Raw genomic sequence first — 23,669 nt, 5'->3', positions numbered from 1 at the left:
GGGACCATCAGACAGGGAACAGGTCTCCAGGGACATGGCAGCGATCGCGTTGGAGCGGGTTCAGTGGGGAAAAACAAGCTATCGAACAGTCTTCCGGCCGGAGCGCCCGTTGGGTCGACCGATGACGATTTCCGTTCGCTGTTTGCCACCCATCCAAGTCCGATGTGGGTCTACGACCCTGTCAGCCTGCGTTTCCTGATCGTCAACGAAGCCGCCGTCGCGCTCTACGGCTACAGTGCGGCGGAATACCTGCAGATGACCGTGCTCGACATCCGCCCAGCGAGCGAGCGTCAACGGATGATCGAAGCCGTGGCCGGTGGCACCGACATGGAGCGGGTCAAGCGCTGGCAGCACCTGAAGGCCAATGGTGATATCTTCGAAGTTGTCACCTACGGTCGCAGCGTCCGCTTCGAGGGATCGGCAGCGATCCTCGCGGTGGTTCAGGACAGAACCGAGGTCAATGCCGCCCACCAGCAGGCAAGCGATACCCAGTCCCTTCTCGACAGCATTGTCGAAAACCTGCCCGTCGGCGTCTTCGTCAAGGACGTGATGGATGAAGGCCGATACGTGCTTCATAATCAGGCAAGCAGCGCCCTGGTCGGCTTGAGTTCGGCCGATATCGTCGGGAAAACCGACAAGGAGCTGTTTTCGCCCTCCCAGTCCAAGCGGTTCAGCGAACAGGACCAGATGACCCTCGACACCGACCAGACATTGACTGTCGAGGAAGAGATGGAAGGCTACGACGGCGAGCGGCGACTGGTGCGCACCTTCAAGCGTGCCCTGCCGTCGCCGGATGGGGTGCGCCCGCGCTATCTTCTCGGCATCACCGAGGATGTGACGGTGTCGCGCGCGGTGGAAGCGAAGATGGCCCACATCGCCATGCACGACGCATTGACCGGACTACCGAACCGCTCGTTCTTTTCCGATCATATCCGCGACCTGATCGACCAGGCGACGGAAGACAATCCTGTCGCGCTTCTCTACTTCGACATCGACCATTTCAAGCACATCAACGACAGCATGGGCCATCCCGCCGGCGATACCCTGCTGCGCGAGGTTGCGACGCGTCTCAGGCGCCTGACCCGCAGCGAAGACCTCATTGCCCGGCTCGGCGGCGATGAATTTGCCGTGGCGCTGCAGGTCGCAGGCGGCATAGCGCGCGCCCGCGATTTTGCCGACCAACTGCTGGCATCTCTTGGGCAGCCGATCGATCTTGACGGCATCCAGGAATATATCAGCTGCAGCATCGGCATTGCCGTCGCCCCGCAAGACGGTGGCGATGCCGAGGTGCTGCTGCGCAATGCCGACCTCGCCCTCTATGCCGCGAAAGCTGCGGGACGGTCGACCTACCGGTTCTACGAGATTTCCATGCGGCTCGTGGCCAAGCGCCGCCACGACCTGATGGTCGAACTGCGCCAGGCAATCGACCATCATCAGTTCGAACTGCACTATCAGCCGATTGTCTCGCTGAAGGACGATCGGCTCGTCGGCTTCGAAGCGCTGCTGCGGTGGCGCCATCCGCAGCGCGGCCTCGTCGCACCCCAGGAATTCATTCCCGTCGCCGAGGAAACCGGGCTGATCACCACAATCGGCGCCTGGGTGCTGCGCGAAGCCTGCAACGCGGCGGCAGGCTGGCCGGACCAATTGAGGGTCGCTGTCAATCTGTCGGTGTGCCAGTTCCGCCACCAGGGCCTGCTGGCAACCATCACATCGGTGCTCGAGGACAGCACGCTCGCGCCAGAGCGATTGGAGATCGAAATCACCGAGTCGGTGTTCATCTCCGACACCGCCCAGAGCGTACCGCTGTTGCACGAGATGAAAGCCCTCGGTATTCGCATCGCGATCGATGACTTCGGCACCGGCTATTCGTCGCTCGGTTATCTCCGGGCCTTTCCCTTCGACAAGATCAAGCTCGACCGCAGTTTCGTCTCCGGTATCGAAACGGATCCCGGCAGCCTTTCGATCGTGCGCGCAGTGGTCGGGATCGGCGTGGGGTTCCGGGCCACGACGACGGCCGAAGGCATCGAGACCGAAGAACAGATGCGCGCGCTGAAGAAAGAGGGATTTGGAGAGGGGCAGGGATACCTGATCGGCCGGCCTATGCCACGCCCGGAAACCGAGGCTTTTATCGAGAACCGTCGCAGCCAGGAGCTGGAGACCGGAAGAAGAGCCGAAAGAGATGCTGTGACGATCAAGGTCGCCTGACGATCCCGGTGCCGATGTAGTAGATCGTCCCGGTCGCCGGAATCAAAAAGGGCCGCTTTGAAGCGGCCCTCCATGAGCTTTGGCCTGTGAAAGACCAGGATCGCAAGCGCGACCCGCAGGAAGGTGGGATCAGAGCGAGGGCTGCCTCGCTTCGTTCTCAACAATTCCCATGTCCATCACGAGTACCGAAATCTCATTAGACATTGGATCACCTTCCTTTCGTTACGTTTCAGATGAATTGAAGATAATCAAAAAAATCCGTTATGCAAGGCAACGGATCGATTTTGTCCGGTAGGGAGCGCTCCCTACCGGACGTCCCGCACATGTGCAGCCTGTCGACACATACAAAGGGCGGCTTGCCGCGCCTGCCGTCGCGCATGGCTTGATCCATTTCACGGGGCTGTCGGACGCGAACGCGTACAACCCATATAATAAAAGATGCAGATACCTTGCCAATCGGCTTCGCCTTCATATTTCAAAGCCGTTGGTACGGCCCGCTGTCGGCAATGACCGGTAGCAAACGGATTAAAATAGAGACTGCGCATGCCTCGGATATCGAGGCGCCGATGAACGATGAGTGAAACGATGGCGAAGACAGCGGAAGCCCCGGGACTGGCATTTCTGTCCGGCGGTGGGCAAGCCGCCGAGATCATGGCCACATTTGCCTGGTCCCAGACAAGTCTCGGCCCCATCGAAGACTGGTCCGAAGGCTTGAAGGCAACCTGTAGCCTCTTGCTGCGCTCGCCTGTTCCGATCGTCACATTGTGGGGCGAGGACGGCATCATGATCTACAACGATGCCTATTCCATATTCGCTGGCAATCGCCATCCGCAGCTGTTCGGCTCGAAGGTGCGGGAAGGCTGGCCAGAAGTGGCCGACTTCAATGACCATGTCGTAAGAACCTGTCTTGCCGGCAAAACTCTGGCCTACCGTGACCAGGAGCTGACCCTCTATCGTAATGGTCGGCCCGAGCAGGTCTGGATGAACCTCGACTACTCGCCGGTGCTTGACGAGGAGGGGCGGCCCATCGGCGTGATGTCGGTGGTTGTCGAGACCACGGACAAGGTGCGGGCCGAGCAGCGTTTGCTGGGCGAGGGCGAGCGGCTGCGCAAGATGTTCGAGCAGGCGCCCGGCTTTGTCGCCACCACCGTCGGTCCGGATCACGTCTTCGAGATCGCCAACAGGGCCTATCACAGCCTGGTCGGCTCGCGGCCCATCATCGGCAGGGCCGTCAGGGACGCGCTGCCCGAAGTCGAGCAGGGCTTTGTCAACCTGCTCGACCAGGTCTTTAGCTCCGGCCAGCCCTTCATCGGCCAGTCGGCGCTGCTCGTCCTGGATCAGGACGACGGCCGACGCACCGAGCGGTACATCGATTTCGTCTACCAGCCGATCTTCGACGAAAATGGCATCGTCACAAGCATCTTCATCCAGGGCAACGACATCACCGATCGCCGCGCAGCCGAGGAAGCGGTGCGCGAGAGCGAAGCGCGCTTTCGACTGATTGCCGAAAATGCGCCTGTCATGCTGTGGATGAGCAACGAGAGCGGCGACAGCGTCTACTTCAACGCCAGCAAGCGAGCCTTCTGGAATATCGACGAAAGCGCCGTCCCGACATTCAACTGGGGCGAGACCGTTCATCCGGACGACCGGGATGCGCTGGTCGCGGTTTTCAGGCAGTCAGTGCGCAACAAGAGCTGCTTTTCGCTCGAGGCTCGCTATCGCAATGCGGCGGGCGACTACCGGCTGATCCGCTCAGAAGCCCAGCCCCGCTACGACGGCAGCGGCGAGTTCGTCGGCGTGATCTGCGTCGATAGCGATATTACCGACATACGCCTGCAGCAGGATCGCCGCACGGCGCTGATCGCCCTTAACGACAGCTTTCGCGAGACCGACGACCCCGACGACATCGCTTTCAACGCCGCAAGGATCCTGGGACAGGCTCTGAATGTGAGCCGGGCTGGATACGGCACCATCGACCCTATCCACGAGACCATAACCATAGCCCGCGACTGGAACGCGCCGGGTATCAAGACTTTGGCAGGTGTGCTGCAATTCCGTGACTACGGCAGCTATATCGAAGACCTGAAGCGCGGTCAGACGGTGGTCTTCGCGGATGCCGAGAAAGATCCTCGCACATCAGCCAATGCGGCCAGTCTGATTGGCATCAGCGCCCAGTCGGTCGTCAACATGCCGATCTCCGAGCAGGGCGGCATCGTTGCGCTGCTCTATCTCAACCACGCGACCGCCAGGGAATGGACCGCAGAGGAGCTCGCCTTCATTCGCGACGTGGCTGAGAGGACGCGCACGGCGGTTGAAAGGCGCCGCGCGGAGCAGGACCTACAGCACCTTGCGAATTCGCTGGAGCGGCAGGTGACGGCCCGCACCGCCGACCTCGATCGCGTATGGCGCAACTCTCGCGATCTCCTTGTTATCCTGGGAACCGACGGGACTATACAGGCCGTCAATCCGGCCTGGCCGGCCGTGCTTGGGCACGCAAAGCCTGAGGTCATCGGCCAGCCGGTGTTCGATTATGTCTGGCCCGACGCGCTGCCCGGCTACCGGCGCGCGCTTCGCGACGCCGCATCCGTTTCGGAGTTGAAGAGTTTTGAATGCCGCTATCGCCACAAGAACGGCTCGGCGCGGTGGCTCTCCTGGCGTTTTTCGCTGCAGGATGAGCGAATCTTTGCCTATGGCCGCGACATAACAGCTGAAAAGGAGCAGGCCGCAGCCCTTGACCAGATCGAGGAACAGCTGCGCCAGGCCCAGAAGATGGAAGCGATCGGCCAGCTGACCGGCGGCGTCGCCCACGACTTCAACAATCTGCTGCAGGTGGTGTCAGGCAATCTCCAGCTGCTGAGCAAGGAAGTCGCCGACAACGAGCGCGCCCGGCAGCGGATCGACAATGCGCTGGCCGGCGTCAATCGCGGCTCGAAGCTGGCAGCCCAATTGCTTGCCTTCGGCAGGCGGCAGGCGCTGGAGCCGCGCGTGATCAATGTCGGCCGCCTCGTAGCCGGCATGGGCGACATGCTGCGCAGCACCCTTGGCGAGGAGATCGAGATCGAAACGATCCAGGGCGGCGGCCTGTGGAATACCTTCGTCGACCCGGCGCAGATCCAGAACGCCATCCTCAATCTCGCCATCAACGCGCGGGACGCCATGGAAGGCAGCGGCACATTGACGATCGAGGTCAACAACGCTTTCATCGACGAGGACTACGCGCGCAAGCACATAGACGTCGAGGCCGGCCAGTATGTCATGGTCGCCGTCACCGACACCGGCAGCGGCATCCCGTCCGCCATCATCGAGAAAGTCTTCGAGCCGTTCTTCTCGACCAAGCCGCTCGGCAGGGGCACCGGCCTTGGTTTGTCCATGGTCTACGGTTTCGTCAAGCAGTCAGGCGGGCACGTCAAGGTCTACAGCGAGGACAGGCAGGGCACGACGATCCGGATCTATTTGCCGCGCTCCATTCAGGCCGAGGACCGTCTGGCCGAGACCGAACACGGCCCGACCAGCGGTGGCACGGAAACCATCCTGGTTGCCGAGGACGATGAGGACGTGCGGGCAACCGTCGTCGAGATGCTGGGCGATCTCGGTTATCGGGTGCTGAAGGCCGTCGACGCAGCGAGTGCCCTGACCGTCATCGAAAGTGGCGTGGCCATCGACTTGCTGTTTACCGACGTCGTCATGCCCGGTCCGCTGAAGAGTGCCGAGCTGGCGCGCAAGGCCAAGCAGCGGCAGCCCGACATGGCAGTCCTCTTCACCTCGGGCTACACCGAAAACTCCATCGTCCACGGCGGCAGGCTGGATGCGGGTGTGGAATTGCTGTCGAAGCCCTATAGTCGCGAAGCACTGGCCCGCCGAATTAGACAACTCCTCGACCAGCGGCAGCTCGACATGATCAACGCGGCGAATGTCGAAACAGCGGCGGCGGTGAACCCGGTCCGATCCCCCCGTCCGCTGAAGATCCTGGTGGTGGAGGACGAGGCGCTGATCCGGCTCGATACGGTCGAACAGTTGCAGGACGAGGGATATGAAGTCGTGGATGCCGGCAGCGCCGAGGAAGCGCTGATTCTCGTCAAGTCCGAGCGCTTCGATATTCTGCTGACCGATCTCGGGCTCCCCGGCATTTCGGGCGATGCGCTGGCCGAGAAGATCCGCGAGCTCTATCCGCAGATCGGCATTGTCTTTGCGACAGGCACGTCCGAGGCGCCAGCAATCGGCGATGGTCCGAAACCGGTGCTCTTGCGTAAACCTTACGACAATCACACCTTGATGCGAGCCATCGCGGCGTCACGGACCTGATCCAGGCCGCTTCATCGATGGGGCACCGGCAATCGGGCGAAGGCCACAAGAGGATAGGAAAGCCATGAAGAAGAGCATCGACATCAGCACCGACGACGGCGTTGCCAAGGCGGCGATCTTCCGCAGCGACAAGCATCCCGACGGAACCTCCGCCCCCGGCATCATCCTCTACATGGACGCCTTCGGCCCCCGGCCGACGCTGGACGGTATGGCGCAGCGGCTGGCCGACCATGGATATCTCGTCCTGCTGCCGGATCTTTTCTATCGATACGGCGCCTATGGGCCGTTCACCTTCGCCTCCTTCTCCGACCCGAAAGAGCGCGACGAGATCATGGGAATGATAAACGGGACGACGCAGGCCATGACGCGCAGCGATACGGCGGCGTTTCTGAAGGTGCTCGATGACGAGGGCGCGAGCGGCGCGGTCGGTACGGTCGGCTATTGCATGGGCGGCGGACGGGCGCTGACGGCGGCCGGCGCCTTTCCCGATCGCGTTGTGGCGGCCGCGAGCTTTCATGGCGGCGGCCTCGCAACGGAGCAGGAAGACAGCCCGCACAGGATGGCCGCCAAGGGCAAGGCGCGGATCTATGTCGGCAATGCCGGCGTAGACGGGTCCTTTCCGCCGGAACAGTCGGCGCGGCTGGCCGAAGCGCTACGCGTCGCCGAAATCGATTACATCATCGAAAACTATGTCGGCGCAGCCCATGGCTGGACCATCCCCGACCGGGACGGCGTCTACGACGAACGGGCCGCCGAGCGGCACTGGAAGAGGCTCCTCGACCTCTTCAGCGAAACCCTGGGCTGATAGGTCCGGTGCCCGGGTGAATCAACGCCTAGCGTGCGGCATATGGCCGTTGAAGACGCCGAACGGTCGGTCCATCGGAAGCTCAGAGGGCGCTGATTCAGTCGGCGGCACGTCGAGATAGCTCATGATGCTATCGACATGATCGACCTGCGAGCGCAGGCTGTCGAGCGACGCCCCCGTGAGGTTGGTGCCCGCCGGCAGCTTGGCGGTCAGCGGGTTCTCGTAGCGGCCGTTGACGCGCAGCTCGTAATAGAGGTGTGGGCCGGTCGAGTAACCCGTCGAGCCGACATAGGCGATCACTTGGCCCTGCTTGACGCGCTGGCCCACCTTGAGGCCTGAAGGCGTCGACGAGATATGGGCATAGGTGGTCTCATACCCGCCATCGTGGCGGATGCGGATATATTTGCCGTATCCGACCTGCGAGGAGATGAGCTCAACGGTGCCGTCTCCGGCCGCCATAATGGGACTTCCCATCGGCGCGCGATAGTCGACCCCGTTGTGGAATTTTCGGACGCCAAGGATCGGATGGATGCGCCAGGCAAAGCCGTCGCCCAGTTTCCCGTTCGGCACCGGCTTGTGGTTCAGCACCTTGGCAACCGAGTGCCCCTTCTCGTCGTAATACTCCGATGTATCCGAGCCATCCTTGTGCAGATAGAAGCGGTGCGCCTCATCGCCGGAGTGGAATTCGATGAACATCAGCTGGTTGCCGCTCTCGTCGGATTTGCGGAACAGCAGGTCGACACTATCAGGCGCACCGTCCGTGCCGACGAGCGGAATGCCCTTGGCCGCGGCAAGTTCTATCAGGTGTTCGCCAGCGTCCTGCGACAAGCCGGCCTTCGACAGGCGTTCGCGCACCGCCGCCTGATCGCCGCTCCCGAGGTCCTTGAGATCGACCGCCGCGACCTCGGAGGAAGACGGCGCATCGGGCTGGCTTTCGCTGTAGAGGGTCGAAAACAGCCGGTCGTCCGACAGAGGCACGAAGCGGTCGGAATCGTTGCGCGCGACAACACGCTCGCTGCCGTCTTCGCCACGCAGCTTGGCCATGATCAGCTTCGGCTGCGCGTCGCCCTTCTCCATCAGCAATTCGAGGCTGTCGCCCGGTGCCACGGCATCCGTCGACAGCGCCTGAACCAACTCGTCGCGATGATCCGTTCCGATGCCGGCGCTCTTAAGGATGTCGGAGAGATCCTGCCGGCTTTTCGGCATCGACACCAGCCGCTGGAACGCATGCTGCGGCTTGGCAACGGCAGGCGTTGCAACGCTGACATTGAGCGGCACGCCCCGGGTCGGGAAGCGGGAGCGCCGCTGCGAGGCAAGGTTTACGGATTGCGTGGAGCCGCCGCCGCTATAGGTCTCGACAGCAGGCGTCGCCGATGCCGTTTCGATCTCGTTCTCGTTGTCGGTCGCGAAGGATGAGGCGGTCTCCGGGCGCTGTTCGGCGTCGCCGTTGAACACCAGCGTCAGCCGGTGATAGGTGAATATGCGCGTCTCGCCGCTTGATGTCTTTTCGGCCACCTGGGCAAACCGGTTGCCGTCGAAATGACGCTTGCCTTCAAGCCGGTTGCCTTTGAGCGCGAGCGGCATCGGCTGGACGATTTCTGCAGGATGGGCAAGGACAGGGAGCGCGACCGCACTTCGCGTGATCAGCGGATAAAGCACGGCCGCCATCAACGCAATGGAGCCGGCACTGGCAAGCGTCAGCCCGATCAGATGGCGCGCATGGGCCGAGCGCGGCAGGAACGGCAGGTGAAATGTCTCATGATGCGGCTGCGCCGGTATCGCCGCTTCCGCGGGAAACTGGACATATAGCGGACCTTCAGTCATGAAAACGGATAGCCCCTCGGAGTTCGGTCGGCCCCAAACTATGGGAGAACGTGGCCAAAACTAGGCAATCCGCCAGTGACCTTCAATTTCCACAGATCGACGCAACCCTTGCGCAAGGTTCGGATTGCTTCCACCCGCGGCTCCTCACTATCTGTTTTGCAAGCTTGCTCTAGTCGGTTCCACCTTCCGGCTTGGATATGGAATCGCGCACGACGCCGTAGGTGCTGCCCCAGGCGTCGGTCATCGTACAGCGGATATCCCAGAGATCGGGGAAGAAGCGATGGCGGGCGCCGGCCTGCAACAGGTCCACGGGCCTGCCTTTCAGCGACTTCGACCCGAGCCCGATCGACCGGTGGATCAGATAGAGGTGGTGTGCCCGGAACTTCTGGAACAGTTCGTCGAACTCTATCAGCGCCTCGGCGACGACATAGCTGTCTCCATGGTCGTATTTGCCGTCATAGACGTCCTCGACGCTCAGCCCCTTGCCATCGAGATAGGTGGTCTTGAAGGCCCGCCAGAGATCCGGCGGCATGCGCAAGAGTAACTTGAAGCCGGGCGACTCCTGGCCGCTGCCATTGCCAAGCTGCAGGCGAATTTCCTGATATTCCTTGGGCGACATGGTCTCGAGCATGTCGAGCTGACTGGTCATCATCCGCATCAGCCGGTGGACGCGGCCCATCAGCGTGACGATGCGGTTGGCATTGTCTTCCTCGATAAAGCCGATCACTTCGACCAGCGTGTAGGCGATGAGCTTCATCCATAGTTCCTCGACCTGATGGACGATCTGGAACTGCAATTCGTCGGCATTGGCCATGTCGGCCAGCGGTTTCTGGCATGTCAGCAGCTTGTCGCATTGAAGGTAGACGCCGTAGTCCCTCATCTCGGGCGCTTCGATACGGGCCCAGTACTGCTGCTTGTCCATCGGTCGTTCCCCTGAAATTCCCGCGCTTTGGCGTGCTTCGTATGCCTTCAGGATACGGAAGTTTCAGTTGAACATTGTTTCTTTTTGTTATCAGCTGACGGCTGAATGTGGAACGATCGGTGCCAATTTCGATCCCGGAGAGAACGATGACCCTCAGTGCCCTGGACTTGCGCATCATCGCCGCGCTGGAAGACGACGCCCGCATCTCCTTCGCTGCGCTCGCCGAGCATGTCGGACTAAGCAAGACGCCGTGCTGGAAACGCGTCAAGGCCTTGGAAGAGGCGGGGCTGATACGGGGCTATGGGACCTCGCTCGATCCGGCACAACTCGGCTTCGGGCTCGAAGCCTTCGTCCAGGTCTCCATCGACTTCGAGCTGTCCGACGCCTTCGAGGCAGCGGTGCGGCGCAATCCGCTGATATGGCGCTGTCACGCCACGACGGGCGAGGCGGATTACCTGCTGCATGTCCTCGCGGTCGACATGGCCTCGCTCGACCGTCAGTTGCGTCAAGAACTTAGTCGGTTGCCAGGCGTCCGCCGCACGGTGACCTCCATGTCGACGCGGGAGATCAAGACCGACATCTCTTTTGCGGAAGCCGTCAAGCATGCACGGGAGACGGACGGTCGCGGGGATTAGGCCAGATATTGCGGCGATGACGGCCCGAAACGGCAAGATGGGCTCAAGAATGTCGAAACGTGCCGCTGCCGGCGAGCCTCAAGGCCGGCAACATGCGTTCGGCATTCAAAGTTCACAATACTGTGTGTGGCGACGTTGGTGTCTATTGGCGCTTCGCATTATTTTAGCGTACTGTCCCTTGCAGTTGAACGCCCTCGCGCTAGTGTTGTATGAGTTACGGAGGGGGCCATGGCAAGCGAGACGGTTCTAATCCAGCAATCACAGCCATCATCACTGGACTCAGGTGTTTTTACCTGGGACATTGCCACTGACCAGTTCTTCGCTGACAGCGCATTTGCGCGTGTTTTCGGCCTCGATCCCGTGGACACCATGGCGGGGCTGCCGATGGAGCGCTACCTCAATCGTGTCCATCCCGAAGACAAGGCGCGTGTCGCAAAGGCCGTGCACGACGCCGTGGTATCTGGGCATCCATGCCAGCAGAACTACCGTGTCGAGTCAGGCAATGATTTCTACACCGAAATCATGTCCTTCGGTCGCTGCTTTCGCAATACCGACGGAACGCCCGCGCAATATGCCGGCATCGTGTTTCCTGTCGTGCCCGTCGTCCAGGAGAGCGTCACGCTGCAGGACCTTTGCGGCCAAGCGCATCGCGCCGCCCTGAAAAGTGGCAGGCTCGATATTGCCCGAACGCTACGCGACGTGCTGGAAGACCTTTCTGACGAGCCAGCACCAGCCCTGCGACAGCACCATCCCCATTGAGGGCCACGCGAGATCTGGCCGTCCGCCTCGCTTCCCGACGTCTCGAGACTTTCCCGACACTAGGTGAGATTCATCCCGCCGTCGGCCAGCAGGATTTCACCCGTCATGTAATCCGAGGACACAAGCATCCAGACCAGTTGCGCAATGTCCTCGGGCGTCGCCGCGCGGCGCATCGGCGAATGGTCGCGCCAGAGCGTCTGAGCGGCCGTCCAGTCTGCGGTCAGTGGCGTGTCGACCAGGCCGGGGGCCACGGCGTTGACGCGGATGTCGGGCGCGAGAGACAGCGCGAGCAGGCGCGTCGCATGGTTCAGCGCGGCCTTGGCCGCCGCATAGGGTATAGAGGCTCCCTTGGGCCGAACGCCGGCGTGCGAGCTGATATTGACGACACAGCCGGGTCTGCCGGATCGGGCCGCGGCTCGCAGCGCAGGTTCGGCCTCGGCAACCAGACGGAACGGCGCGACGACGTTGACCTCATAGAGCTGCTGCCAGATCGCAGGCGAGGCTGCGGAAAGGTCGGCATGCGGGATGACGTGGCTCATTCCGGCATTGTTGACGAGCACGTCGATCCGACCCCACTGCCCGACGGCCTCCTCGACCAGCCTGACCCTGTCTGCGTCGATAGCGAGATCGGCCTGGATATAGGCTGCCACCGGCAATGCCTCGGCCTGCGCCCGACCGGCATCGACGGACTGGCGAGAATGCAGGACGATCGCATAGCCCTCGCTGCTCAGGCGCTGCGCGATGGCAGCACCGATGCCTGATGTCGATCCGGAAACGAGCGCAACGGGACGGGTCATGATCGATCCTTGCCTTCCAGCGGAGATAAAGCTAGTCCGGCCACCCGAAGCGCCGGGATACCACATCTTCGGCAACCATCATCTGCCTTGCACACGACAGCTTGTCCAGCGCCTTTGCAAGCCGTAACACCGGGGCACCACGAGGGACAATGCCATGCCGCTCTACATCAAGGATGACGCCATCGACCGCCTGGCGCGTCGTTACCAGATGCTGATCCAGGCGCCGTCAAAGACCGAGGCGGTACGCCGGGCGCTGCAGCAGGCGCTCGACGCGGAGCTGTCAAAGCCGGTGCTGGAAGACATTGCCGTCGCCTTCTGCCGAGACCTTCAGGCAAGAGCGAGGGCGCACACCGAAGCCGACGGCGAGGCACGCTGATGTTCGTCGATACATCCGTGATGCTGGCGATGATGACCGACGAAACGGCCGCCCGGGAGTTCTCGCGGCGCATGCAGGCCTCGTCGGTACGCCTGACGTCGCCGATGGCCGTGGCACAGACAGTGATCGGGCTGACGGCACGGCTGGGCCTGCCGCTTGGCGAAGCGACCGACGCGGTGAAGACGTACCTGCAGCTGATGAACATCCAATCGGTCGCCGTGCCGCCGCGCGCCGCATTCCTGGCGATGGAAGCCCGGGCCGCTTTCGGCGATGCACCCGCTGGTCTCGACCTCGACGACTGCCTGACCTACGCCTGTGCCCGCTACTATCGCCAGCCGCTGCTGTTTTCCGGCGGCGGATTTGCCGCCACCGATATCGAGATCGCCTGAGCGGAGATCAGATCTTCCGCCGCGGTATGGCGCAACGAGGAACAGCCCCGTTGGACGGCGGCGCGCTAGGCGATCGCCATGCCGGTCTTCGGATCGAACAGATGGACAGAGTCCTGCTCGAAAAACAGCGTCAACGCGGCACCATCCGTGATCGTCGAGCGCGGCGGCACGCAGGCAGTGAGCCGTTGGCTGCCGATCAGTGCCGTGATCACCAGCTCCGGTCCCGTCAGCTCCGAGACGTCCACCCGGGTCGGCAAGCCAACGCTGGCCGGGCTTGCCTCGGCCAGATCCAGCGCTTCCGGGCGGATGCCGAGAATAAGCAACTGACCGTCCTGCACCTTCCCATGGAATCGGGCAGGCAGAGGCACCGCGGCTTCCGAGCCAGCGATCACAAGCGTCTCGCCACGGACCGTGACATCGATCATGTTCATCGGCGGGGCACCGACGAAGCCGGCGACATAGAGGCTGGCCGGGCGGTCATAGATTTCCGATGGCGTTCCCAACTGCTCGATCCGGCCGTCGCGCATGACGGCGATGCGGGTGGCGAGCGTCATCGCCTCGATCTGATCGTGGGTGACATAGACGACGGTGGTCTTCAGCAACTGGTGCAGCCGCTTCAGCTCGGTGCGCGTCTCCATCCGCAGCTTGGCGTCGAGGTTCGACAGCGGCTCGTCGAACAGGAACACCTGCGGCTTGCGCACCAGCGCCCGGCCGATGGCGACGCGCTGCCGCTGGCCGCCGGAAAGCTGGCCCGGCTTGCGGTCGAGCAGGTTCTCGATCTTCAGCAATTTTGCCGCTTCCAGAACGGCCTTTTCCCGCTCATCGGCCGGTACCTTGCGCATCTCCAGGCCGAAGCCGATGTTGCGACGGACGGTGAGGTTCGGATAGAGCGCATAGGACTGGAACACCATGGCGATGTCACGGTCCTTTGGGTGGGCCTTGATGACCGACTGGCCGCCGATCAGGATGTCTCCACCGGACGCTTCCGCCAGTCCGGCGATGATGTTGAGCAAGGTCGACTTGCCGCAGCCGGAGGGGCCGAGCAGCACCAGGAACTCGCCGCTCTCGAGCGCGATGTCGATGCCCTTGAGGGTGACGACTTCGCCATAGGTCTTCTGGACGTTGCGGATTTCGAGCGCGCTCATCGCGGGGTCTCCTCGGCGGTGGCAAGCGGGCCACTGTAGCTGCGGGGCAGGGTGGAAATCGCCTGCGAGGCGATGCGGGTACCGGCGGTGAGGCAGGCCTGCAGCGGCTCGCCGGCAGACAGCGCCGCCAGGAAGCCGGCGTTGAAGACATCGCCGGCGCCGATCGTGTCGACGACCGTGACGGCGGGGGCAGCTGCTTCCGCCAGCGTACCGTCGGCGTCGATGCCGATCGCCCCGTCGGCGCCGCACTTGACGACGACGATGGCGCCGTCGCGCATCCCGGCCTTGAGGCTGCGGGCGGCCTCGCGCGGATCGGCGAGACCGGCAAGCGTGGTCGTCTCGACCTCGTTCATCAGCACGCCGCCGCAGCGGGCAAGCCAGCCGCGGGTGGCGGCACGGTTGGCCTCCGTCCAGCCGTCGAGCGGCCAGCCGGTGTCGAGCACCACGGTGATGTCGTGACTGTCGGCCCAGTCGAACAGGGCCGGATAGTCGGCCGTCAAATCGTCGGTCAGGAAGCCGCCGCAGAGCAATGCATACCCGCCGGCAAGCTGTGACCCGTCGACGCTATCAAGGACGTCCGCGAGGCAGAAGCGCGGAAGATGGCCGCGGGTGGTGAAAAAGGTCCGCTCGCCATCCGGATGGGTAATCCCCACCGAAAGCGTCGTACCCTCGGGACGCACCGGCCATCTGTCGGCGCGGGCGCCGAACGCCTCGCGCAGCCAGCGGCCGAATTCGTCGCTGCCGACGTTGGCGGCGATGGTGAAATCGACGCCGAGTGCGGCCCAGGCGAGCGCGCTGTTGCCGGCCGAGCCTCCGACGCGCAGTTCATCGTGATCGACGATGATCTCGGTGCCGGGCTTCGGCCAGGGGGCGGCGGGGCCGAGGATCAGGTCGACATTGACATTGCCGATGACGGCAAGAGGCTTCATCATTCGCTCCGGGTAATCTTGGTCGAACGCACCGGCGTCCCGGCATTTTCAGCGCGGGTTGCGGCAAATGCGATCATCAGGCGCTGGGCCACCGGCAGCATGGCAAAGATTGCCGCAAGGTCGGAGGCCGGCTTGAAACGGATGGTCGTCGTGCCGGCCACCGGTGTTTCTCCCGAGCAATCGAAAACGACGACAGGCGCGCCAGCCTCGACAGCGGATGCGGCCATCACGGTGACCAGCGGGGCGGTTGCATCGCTGCCGCGAAACAGCACGACGCCGATCTTCGGTCCGAGCATTTCCATCGGGCCGTGGCGCAGCTGACCGCCCTCGAGCGAGAAGCAGGGCAGGCGCGACAATTCCGTCAGCCCGAGCGCCAGTGCTTCAGCCAGTCCCTGCAGGCGCCGGCCAGAAGTGACGACGGTGGCGACATCGGCGAAAGCTGCTAGCGCCGGCTCGATATCGTTGGCCTCAGGCGCATGCAGCGCCACCAGCGCCGCAGAGGGATCGGCACCGAGTGCCGCCAGGATGGCAAGGTGCAGGGCGAAGGACACAGTCAGGCTGCGTGTCGCGGCAAAAGCGAGCTCCGTGCCGCCGGCGCCGACCAGCGATGGTGCGGCCTTGGCCAGCGACGAACCGGCCTCCAGCGTCAGCCCGAATGTGTCGGGCGTACCGCCAGTCTCGGAAAACCACCGCAGCACCTCGGCGCTTTCGCCGGACTGGGAGGTGACGATGATGGTGCGACCCTCGATCGACAGCGGCTGGCCGAGCTGTTCCGAAAGCGTCACGGCGATCGCCTCGATGCCGAGCGAGCGGTACAGTGGCTCGACCGCGCGGCTGACGGCGTGGGAGCCGCCCATGCCGAGCAGCAGCAGCTTCTTTGTCGCCGTCAACGAGGCGGCGACGCGGGCGGCCATGGCGTGGTTGTCGGCATAGGAGGTCAGTGCATCGGCGTGCTGGCGGGCCATCTCGCGGTCGATGGCCTGCAGGCCGGTCGGGCGGTTGTCGTTGCTCATGGGATCATCCTTTGACGCCGCCGCTGGTCAGCCCGGAAATAAGGGCACGCTGCATGAAAAGACCGATCACCACCGGCGGCAGGGCGGCAAGCACGCCGGCCGCGGCGATCAGTCCGTAATCGGAAACACGCCCGCCGGCCAGATCGGCGATGGCAACCGTGAGGGTCTTGGCGCGCTGGTCCGAAGTGAACAGCAGCGCATAGAAGAATTCGTCCCAGGCAAGCAGGAAAGCAAACAGCGCCGAGGTCGCCATGACGGGCGCCGCCAGCGGCAGGGTGATGATCCTCAGCGTCGCAAACAGCCCGGCGCCATCCATCATCGCCGCCGCCTCGATCTCGCGCGGGATCGAATCGAAGCCCGATTTCATCAGCCAGGTCGTGAACGGCGCCAGGATCGTCAGATAGACCAGGGCCAGCCCGAAGACATTGTTGAGCATGCCGAGATGGGCAAGGCCCATGTAGAGCGGTACGGCCAGCGCCACCGGCGGCAGCATGTAGGTGGCGATCACCATGTAGAGCGACCAAGACACCGACGGCGTGCGCGACACGGCCCAGGCCGACGGAATGGCGAGCGCCAGCCCGGCAATGGTCGCCATTCCGGCAACCTCGATGGAATTCACCAACGACGCCACGAAGGCGGCGCCGGCGCTGTTCTCGGCGGTCGACAGCAGCATGGCGTAGCGCGAGAAATCCATCGTCTGCGGCCACCAGTGCAGCGGCTTGGCGGCGAGATCGGCAGCCGGCGAAATGCTCATCACGAACAGCCAGGCGATCGGCGCCAAGATGACGGCGGCAAGCAGCAGCGCGCAGACATGGATGAAAGCGGAAAACAGCGGGCTCTGGCGTTCCATCAGGCGGCACTCCCGGCGGTCTTGCGGACGATGCCGGCATAGGCGGCAGCCAGCAGCATGACCAGGAGCGTGATCATCAGCGCAAGCGATGCGCCTGAACCTGCCCGCTGGAAGGAGAAGGCCTCCTGATAGACCAGGATCGACAGCGAGCGGGTGCTGTTGGCTGGTCCCCCGCGGGTCATCACCCAGATGATGTCGAACACCTTGAAGGCCTCGATGGTGCGCAGCACCAGAGCCACCATCAGCGGCCCGGCGAGATAGGGCAGGGTGACGAAACGGAAGCGGTTGAACGGCCCGGCGCCGTCGACCAGCGAAGCGGCGACGATGTCGCGCGGCACCGACTGCAGGGCGGCAAGCGCGATCAGCGCCACCAGCGGGAAATTCTTCCAGCAATCGGCGACGATCAGCGCAATCATTGCCGTGCCGGGCTCGCCGAGCCAGGAGCGGTAGGCGTCCATCAGTCCGAGTTGCGTCAGCGCCGCGTTCAGCGCGCCGTATTCCGGATTGTAGATCAGCCGCCACAGCGTCGCGTTGACGACGGTCGGCAGCGCCCAGGGCAGGATCATCAGCGCCCGGAGCACGGTGCGGCCGCGAAACCGCTGGTTCAGCAACAGGGCAGCCAGCACGCCGATCACCATCTCGGCCGCAACGGAGACGACGGCGAACTGGGCCGTCGTCCAGAGCGTCCGCTGGAAGTTCGTGCTCGAGACCATTTTCACATAGTTGTCGACGCCGACGAAGCTGCCGGACGTGCCGACCAGCTTGGCGTCGGTAAAGGACAGGCCGATGGTATCGATCAGCGGCCAGCCGATGACGGCGACCATCACCGCAAGCAACGGCAGCATCAGCAGCCAGGCGCGGGTTGTCATCCAGGTGCCGGACATGGGCGACCCTCTTCAAGCGTCGGAATTAAGGACTATCGGGCGACGGACAGCCGCCGCCCGGGGAGTAGGCGTCGGATCAGAGGCCGCTGTTTTCGGCGGCCGTTTTCAGCGCGTCTTCCGGCTTTGCCTGGCCGAGCAGCGATTCCTGGATCGCCTGCTGCAGCGCCGTCGACATTTCCTGGTACTTCGGGGTCGAAGGACGCGGGAACATGGCGGCCAGCGAATGCTTGGCAGCGCCGATCAGCTCTTCCTGGCCGGCGGTGACGGCCGGGTCATCGTAGGACGATGCCCAGATCGGCAGGCTCAGCTTGGCGTACTGGTTCTGCACGGCCTGCGAGGTCATGAAGGTGATGTACTTCCAGGCCTCGTCCTGATGGGTGCTGCTCGCGGTGATGCCGAGGCCCATCGAGCCGTTGACGGCGGAGAGTTCGCTCTTGCCGGCAACGCCCGGGGCGGGCACGACGCCGACCTTGCCGGCAACCTTGCTTTCCTTCGGATCGTTGGCGAGGTTGTACATGTAGGTCCAGTTCAGCGCGAAAGCGGCATCGCCGTTCTCAAACACCTTGCGGACATCCTCTTCCAGGAATTCCTTGGAATTCGGATTGCTGATGCCCGACGTGTAGCTTGCCACCATATACTTCAACGCATCGAGACCGCCGCCCGACTGGAAGGCAGGCTTGCCGCCATCAAGGAACTTGCCGCCGAAGGCGCTGACCAGGGTCGCGTAATCGCAGATGGCGGCTTCCGCCTGCGACCAGCTCCAGGCGATCGGCGTCGCCAGCAGGCCCTTGTCCTTGATGATCTTGGCATCAGCCGACAGCTCTTCCCAGGTCTTCGGCGGCGTCGCGATGCCGGCCTTGGCCAGGATTTCCTTGTTGTAGAAGAGGTATTTCGTATCGAGGATCCACGGCACGCCGTAGTACTTGTTTTCGTACTGGACCGTCGTCCAGGCGCCGGGCAGCACGCCCTTCTTCATGTCGTCGGTGATACGACCGGAGACGTCGGACAGCACCTTGTTGGTGGCATATTCGGCCGGCCAGATGACGTCGAACAGAGCCACGTCGTAGCCGCCACCGGAGCCCTGCGCCAGCACCGTTTTGTCGTGCAGGCCCTCGTAGGGGACGAATTCGAGATTGACCTTGATATCGGGATTGGCCTTGGTGAAGGCGTCGGTCATCGCCCGGACGTCGGCTTCGCTATAGGCCGCCTGCGCCATGAACAGCGCGCTCAAGGTGGTTTCCGCATGCGCTTCGGCGGCGAAGGAGACGCCGATCAAAGCCGTACCGATAATGTTGGCGCCGACAAGCGCCCTACGCGTGGATTTCAACATTCCTGCCTCCAGTAAATGACGATGGTATCGCCAACTGCGGCGCTCCTCGCCGCAATCGGACCTCGTTGTAAGGTGTCGCGGTTGCGCGGCGCCTGATGTCTCGGAGCGTTGATTCGGTCGCCGCGCTATCCTGCTGCGGCCGTCTGCGTTCCCTGAAGCTCTTGCGGCTTCTTATTAAGTCAATTGTCTTGACTTAATTTGTCGTTCAACACTTAACTGCTGTCAAGGGGAATTTACGAATGAGCGACAAACGTCCGATACGCGCCACATCGGGTACCAATCAGGAAGGCACCAGTGCCCATAACCGGCGGGTGATGATCGACGCGTTGCGCTTGAACGGCCAGCTGTCGCGGGCCGACCTGGCCCGGGCAACCAACCTGTCGAAGCAGGCGGTGTCGAACATTATCGAAGAGCTCCAGCGCGACGGACTGGTCGTTTCGCTTGAGGTTGTGCGCAAGGGCAGGGGGCAGCCCTCAACGCCCTACCAGCTGGTTGCCGGCGGCGCCTTTGCCATCGGATTGCAGATCGACCGACACGTGACCCGGGCCGCCGGTGTTGATCTGCTCGGTTGCGCCTTGGCCAGGGCCGAGGCCAACCTTCCGCAGGGCGGGCCGGCGCAGGGCGTCCAGGTCATTCTCGACCTTATAGAAAATGTCAGGGCGCAACTCATGCAACGGGATGCAGCCTCCGAAAAGCGGCTGGTCGGCCTCGGCGTTGCCATGCCGGGGCCTTTCGGGCTGGAAAGCACGGAAGACGATCCGTGGATGATGGCAGCCTGGCAGAATTTCCCGCTGCTGGAGACGCTGGCAGCCGGGACAGGTCTGCAAGTCGGATTGCAGAACGACGCTGCCGCCTCCGCCACGGCCGAACGCATGGTCGGCGCTGCCCACGGCCTCGACAATGCCGTTTGCCTGTTTCTCGGCTACGGTATCGGCGCGGGCATCATCGTCAACGGCGAACTCTACAGCGGCGCAAACGGCAACGCCGGGGAACTGGGGATGGTTCTCACACCACCGGCCCCCAACGGCGACCGGCTGCAGCCGCTCGAGCACCGCGCCGCGCTGGCCTCGCTTTATCAGCACATGGGGTTAGACCCCGCCGACCCGGACCTTCAGCAAAAACTCGCCGCAGTCGCCACCGCCGACGATGCGCAACGACTGGACGCGTGGATCAGTCACGCTGCCATCGACCTGCGCTGGAGCATCCAGTTGATCGAAACGATCTTTGACCCGCAAACGGTAATTCTCTGCGGCAGCGCGCCGGAGCCCCTCGCCCGCCGCCTGATGGACGCCATCCATCCCCTGCTACCGTCGATCGCCGACCGGCCGACGCGGACCTTGCCCAGACTTCAACTCGGGATGACGGACCCCTGGGCCGTAGCGCTCGGCGCGGCCGCCGAACCGATCAGCCGGGCTTTCGACCCGCGGTTTTCCGCAATCCTCAAGACACGTCTCAACGGCGTATCCTGAGTTGATGTCAGGCGCTTAAGGGCAATCGGACAGCGGTGCGGCGTCAAACGTGTTGGTACGCATGACCGAGGTGGAGGGATTGGAATCGCACTGGATGCGGATCGGCGTGCGATTGGTCGTGCCGATGAAGGCGACCTCACTGTTGATCACGCCATCGGGGCGAATGCCATCCTTCGAGTGGTCGATGATGGCGCTGTAGACCGTCACGACGCGGGGACCTTTCGGAACAACGCGCAGGGTCAGCGGCTCGGCCACGGCGACGCTTGCCATGCTGAGCGCGAGGGCGGAAGCGGCGATAATCTTGAGAAACATCATGCTCTCCTGTCAGTCAGGTTGAATTTTCTGCCAGGAAAACACGCCGCGCGCCGGGAAGTTCCGGCCAAGCCTGCCGATCACGGCGAAATTGAGGAAACAGCGCGAACGAGAGCGGCGGAGGCACATCGCGTCGATCGGGATGGTCCCAGCCGAGCGTCGTACGGATAGGCTGCTGCTTCTCTGAAGCGAGTGGCTCAATCGTCCGAATAGCGTTGTTCGCGCCAGGGATCGCCGTACATGTGATAGCCGTTCTTCTCCCAGAAGCCGGCCTTGTCGGACTTCATCAGGTCGATGCGGCGCAGCCACTTGGCACTCTTCCAGAAATAGAGATGCGGCACGACGAGGCGCATGGGACCGCCGTGGTCACGGCTGAGCGGCTGCCCCTCCCAGGCCGTCGCCAGGATCGCGTCGTCGGCAGCGAAATCGGCCAGCGGTAGGTTGGTCGTATAGCCGTCATAGCTGGTCAGCATGACATAGTCGGCATCCTGCTTAGGCATGGCATGATCGAGCAGATCGCGGGTCGAGACGCCCTGCCATCGGTTGTCGTAGCGCGACCAGGTGGTGACGCAGTGGATGTCGCTCACCTTCTGGCTCTGCTCCAGCGCCTCGAAAGCGGCCCAATCCAGCGACAACGGCGTCTCTACGCGGCCGCCGACCTCGAGCTTCCAGCTGGAGATCTCGATGTGCGGCTGCGTGCCAAGATCGAGCACCGGCCAGTTCGTCACCAGATGCTGGCCCGGCGGCAGGCGTTCGGTTTCCGGCCGGCCGACCCGCCCGGTCAGGAACTTGCCTTCGGCGGCCCAACGGCGCTTTGACGTGGTCAATTTGCTGTCGGGAAGGGGCTCGTCGGCCATGGTTGTATCCTCGCATTACAACGCCCAATAGGCCATCGGCGCCCGGAGCTGTCAAGGAACGTTCTCCTCAGCCCGATAGCGAGATACCTGAGGGCGTCGCTCCCCGAGGCGCGATGCAAGTCGAATAGTCCGTGCGCAGAGGGGGCCGCCGCCGCCATAGGCAGCGGCCCCGTCAGAGGCCTCAGTTGCCGAGAATTCCCGGCAGCCGCAGGCCCTTTTCCTTGGCGCAATCCACTGCGATTTCGTAGCCGGCGTCGGCGTGGCGCATGACGCCGGTGGCCGGGTCGTTCCACAGCACGCGACCGATGCGGCGGGCGGCGTCTTCCGAGCCGTCGCAGCAGATGACCATGCCGGCATGCTGCGAGAAGCCCATGCCGACGCCGCCACCATGATGGATCGACACCCAGGTGGCGCCGGAGGCCGTGTTGAGCAGGGCGTTGAGCAGCGGCCAGTCGGACACGGCGTCAGAGCCGTCTTTCATCGCTTCGGTCTCGCGGTTCGGCGAAGCGACGGAGCCGGAATCCAGGTGGTCGCGGCCGATGACGACGGGGGCCGAGAGCTCGCCGTTCTTGACCATCTCGTTGAAGGCAAGCCCGATCCGGTCGCGGTCGCCGAGGCCGACCCAGCAGATGCGCGCCGGCAGGCCCTGGAAGGCGATGCGCTCGCGCGCCATGTCGAGCCAGTTGTGGAGGTGCGTGTTGCCGGGCGTCAGTTCCTTGACCTTGGCGTCGGTCTTGTAGATGTCCTCCGGGTCACCAGACAGCGCCGCCCAGCGGAACGGGCCGATGCCGCGGCAGAACAGCGGGCGGATATAGGCCGGCACGAAGCCGGGGAAGGCAAAGGCGTTTTCCAGACCCTCGTCCTTGGCGACCTGGCGGATGTTGTTGCCGTAGTCGAGCGTCGGCACGCCGGCGTTCCAGAAGTCGACCATGGCAGCGACGTGGATCTTCATCGAGGCGCGGGCGGCGGCCTCGACTTCCTTCGGCGCCGTCTCCTGCTTCGACTTCCATTCGGCGACCGTCCAGCCGAGTGGCAGGTAGCCGTGCAGCGGATCGTGGGCGGAGGTCTGGTCGGTGACAACGTCCGGGCGGACGCCGCGCTTGTAGAGCTCCGGGAAGATTTCGGCGGCGTTTCCGATCAACGCGATCGATTTCGCCTCGCCGGCCTTGGTCCACGCGTCGATCTTGGCCAGCGCCTCGTCGAGGCTGTGGGTCTTTTCATCGACATAGCGGGTGCGCAGGCGGAAATCGGCGCGGGTCTCGTCGCATTCGACGGCGAGGCAGCAGGCGCCGGCCATGACGGCGGCGAGCGGCTGGGCGCCGCCCATGCCGCCGAGACCGCCGGTCAGAATCCACTTACCCTTCAGGCTGCCGCCATAATGCTGGCGGCCGGCCTCGACGAAGGTCTCGTAGGTGCCCTGGACGATGCCCTGCGCCCCGATATAGATCCACGAGCCGGCCGTCATCTGGCCGTACATGGCGAGGCCCTTCTTATCAAGCTCGTTGAAATGATCCCAGGTCGCCCAGTGCGGCACCAGGTTGGAATTGGCGATGAGAACGCGCGGCGCGTCCTTGTGGGTGCGGAACACGCCGACCGGCTTGCCGGATTGCACCAGCAGCGTCTCTTCCTCGGTCAGCGTCTTCAGCGTCGCGACGATGCTGTCGAAATCTTCCCAGGTGCGGGTTGCCCGGCCGATGCCGCCGTAAACCACCAGTTCGTTGGGGTTTTCGGCGACGTCGGGGTCGAGGTTGTTCATCAGCATGCGCAGCGGCGCTTCGGTCATCCAGCTCTTGGTATTGAGCTCAGGGCCGCGCGGTGCCCGGATTTCGCGGATGTTGTGGCGTGAATTGGGCATGGCAAAGCTCC

The 23,669-nt window shown here is 63.5% G+C and carries 20 protein-coding genes and 1 pseudogene; 9 read left to right on the top strand and 12 right to left on the bottom strand.

All coding sequences use genetic code 11. The annotated features are described in order from the left end of the window. The first annotated feature begins 63 nt into the window (after positions 1-63). From VH564_RS18200 to VH564_RS18185, 4 genes and pseudogenes are all read left to right on the top strand, one after another. The gene (locus VH564_RS18200) at positions 64-2,205 is read left to right on the top strand and encodes a putative bifunctional diguanylate cyclase/phosphodiesterase (protein ID WP_423341270.1); all 2,142 of its coding nucleotides are present in this window, start codon (positions 64-66) and stop codon (positions 2,203-2,205) included. Positions 2,206-2,778: 573 nt separating this feature from the next. After that, positions 2,779-4,497: pseudogene (locus VH564_RS18195) on the top strand (PAS domain S-box protein); the annotation flags it as partial. Then, positions 4,492-6,507: a response regulator gene (locus VH564_RS18190; protein ID WP_423341375.1), complete on the top strand. Its 2,016-nt coding sequence runs from the start codon at positions 4,492-4,494 to the stop codon at positions 6,505-6,507. The pseudogene VH564_RS18195 and the gene VH564_RS18190, both read left to right, overlap by 6 nt. A gap of 64 nt (positions 6,508-6,571) precedes the next feature. Continuing rightward, entirely contained in the window at positions 6,572-7,312 is a 741-nt protein-coding gene (locus VH564_RS18185) for a dienelactone hydrolase family protein (protein ID WP_423341269.1), read from the top strand. Positions 7,313-7,333: 21 nt separating this feature from the next. Here VH564_RS18185 and VH564_RS18180 read toward each other — a convergent pair whose 3' ends face one another. Together VH564_RS18180 and VH564_RS18175 are read right to left on the bottom strand one after the other, a co-directional pair. Beyond that, on the bottom strand, positions 7,334-9,136 hold the full coding sequence (locus VH564_RS18180; RefSeq protein ID WP_423341268.1) for a M23 family metallopeptidase: 1,803 nt from the start codon (positions 9,134-9,136) through the stop codon (positions 7,334-7,336). A 169-nt stretch (positions 9,137-9,305) separates the two neighbouring features. Continuing rightward, the gene (locus VH564_RS18175; RefSeq protein WP_423341267.1) at positions 9,306-10,058 is read right to left on the bottom strand and encodes a tryptophan 2,3-dioxygenase family protein; all 753 of its coding nucleotides are present in this window, start codon (positions 10,056-10,058) and stop codon (positions 9,306-9,308) included. A 146-nt stretch (positions 10,059-10,204) separates the two neighbouring features. On the opposite strand from VH564_RS18175, the gene VH564_RS18170 reads away from it, so the two are divergent. Both VH564_RS18170 and VH564_RS18165 read left to right on the top strand, forming a co-directional pair. After that, positions 10,205-10,693, top strand: a complete 489-nt coding sequence (locus VH564_RS18170) for an Lrp/AsnC family transcriptional regulator (protein ID WP_423341266.1) — start codon at positions 10,205-10,207, stop codon at positions 10,691-10,693. 228 nt (positions 10,694-10,921) lie between these two features. Beyond that, the gene (locus VH564_RS18165) at positions 10,922-11,452 is read left to right on the top strand and encodes a PAS domain-containing protein (RefSeq protein WP_423341265.1); all 531 of its coding nucleotides are present in this window, start codon (positions 10,922-10,924) and stop codon (positions 11,450-11,452) included. 59 nt (positions 11,453-11,511) lie between these two features. Here the strand turns inward: VH564_RS18165 and VH564_RS18160 are convergent, their stop codons facing one another. Continuing rightward, positions 11,512-12,249: an SDR family NAD(P)-dependent oxidoreductase gene (locus tag VH564_RS18160; RefSeq protein WP_423341264.1), complete on the bottom strand. Its 738-nt coding sequence runs from the start codon at positions 12,247-12,249 to the stop codon at positions 11,512-11,514. A gap of 154 nt (positions 12,250-12,403) precedes the next feature. On the opposite strand from VH564_RS18160, the gene VH564_RS18155 reads away from it, so the two are divergent. Next, complete coding sequence (locus VH564_RS18155) at positions 12,404-12,625, top strand: type II toxin-antitoxin system VapB family antitoxin (RefSeq protein ID WP_423341263.1); 222 nt, start codon at positions 12,404-12,406, stop codon at positions 12,623-12,625. Further along, positions 12,625-13,014 carry a type II toxin-antitoxin system VapC family toxin gene (locus VH564_RS18150; protein ID WP_423341262.1) on the top strand — a complete coding sequence of 130 codons (390 nt, stop codon included), beginning with the start codon at positions 12,625-12,627 and terminating at the stop codon, positions 13,012-13,014. The genes VH564_RS18155 and VH564_RS18150 overlap by 1 nt, the downstream gene beginning before the upstream one ends. Before the next feature lie 65 nt (positions 13,015-13,079). Here VH564_RS18150 and VH564_RS18145 read toward each other — a convergent pair whose 3' ends face one another. From VH564_RS18145 to VH564_RS18120, 6 genes are all read right to left on the bottom strand, one after another. Next, positions 13,080-14,159 (bottom strand): ABC transporter ATP-binding protein, encoded by a 1,080-nt coding sequence (locus VH564_RS18145; RefSeq protein ID WP_423341261.1) that lies wholly within the window; start codon positions 14,157-14,159, stop codon positions 13,080-13,082. Continuing rightward, complete coding sequence (locus tag VH564_RS18140; protein WP_423341260.1) at positions 14,156-15,088, bottom strand: PfkB family carbohydrate kinase; 933 nt, start codon at positions 15,086-15,088, stop codon at positions 14,156-14,158. Before VH564_RS18140 ends, VH564_RS18145 begins: the two co-directional genes overlap by 4 nt. After that, entirely contained in the window at positions 15,088-16,101 is a 1,014-nt protein-coding gene (locus tag VH564_RS18135; protein ID WP_423341259.1) for an SIS domain-containing protein, read from the bottom strand. The genes VH564_RS18140 and VH564_RS18135 overlap by 1 nt, the downstream gene beginning before the upstream one ends. 4 nt (positions 16,102-16,105) lie before the next feature. Then, complete coding sequence (locus VH564_RS18130) at positions 16,106-16,951, bottom strand: carbohydrate ABC transporter permease (protein ID WP_423341258.1); 846 nt, start codon at positions 16,949-16,951, stop codon at positions 16,106-16,108. Beyond that, entirely contained in the window at positions 16,951-17,835 is an 885-nt protein-coding gene (locus VH564_RS18125) for a carbohydrate ABC transporter permease (RefSeq protein WP_423341257.1), read from the bottom strand. The genes VH564_RS18130 and VH564_RS18125 overlap by 1 nt, the downstream gene beginning before the upstream one ends. 76 nt (positions 17,836-17,911) lie before the next feature. Next, positions 17,912-19,165: an extracellular solute-binding protein gene (locus VH564_RS18120; RefSeq protein WP_423341256.1), complete on the bottom strand. Its 1,254-nt coding sequence runs from the start codon at positions 19,163-19,165 to the stop codon at positions 17,912-17,914. Positions 19,166-19,404: 239 nt separating this feature from the next. Here VH564_RS18120 and VH564_RS18115 point away from each other — a divergent pair, with 239 nt between their 5' ends. Beyond that, positions 19,405-20,634, top strand: coding sequence for an ROK family protein (locus VH564_RS18115; protein ID WP_423341255.1), 1,230 nt, complete (start codon positions 19,405-19,407; stop codon positions 20,632-20,634). A 15-nt stretch (positions 20,635-20,649) separates the two neighbouring features. On the opposite strand, the gene VH564_RS18110 is transcribed toward VH564_RS18115, so the two are convergent. The 3 genes from VH564_RS18110 to hutU all read right to left on the bottom strand — a co-directional run bounded on the left by VH564_RS18110 (position 20,650) and on the right by hutU (position 23,658). Continuing rightward, entirely contained in the window at positions 20,650-20,946 is a 297-nt protein-coding gene (locus tag VH564_RS18110; protein ID WP_423341254.1) for a hypothetical protein, read from the bottom strand. Positions 20,947-21,143: 197 nt separating this feature from the next. Continuing rightward, entirely contained in the window at positions 21,144-21,803 is a 660-nt protein-coding gene (locus VH564_RS18105) for a sulfite oxidase-like oxidoreductase (RefSeq protein ID WP_423341253.1), read from the bottom strand. A gap of 181 nt (positions 21,804-21,984) precedes the next feature. Then, on the bottom strand, positions 21,985-23,658 hold the full coding sequence (hutU, locus tag VH564_RS18100; RefSeq protein ID WP_423341252.1) for a urocanate hydratase: 1,674 nt from the start codon (positions 23,656-23,658) through the stop codon (positions 21,985-21,987). Between the last annotated feature and the right edge of the window lie 11 nt (positions 23,659-23,669).

Origin of the sequence: Rhizobium sp. HT1-10, from assembly GCF_049472505.1 — a bacterium.
Taxonomy (GTDB): Bacteria; Pseudomonadota; Alphaproteobacteria; order Rhizobiales; family Rhizobiaceae; genus Rhizobium.
This window is presented reverse-complemented; position numbering and strand designations above follow the sequence as displayed.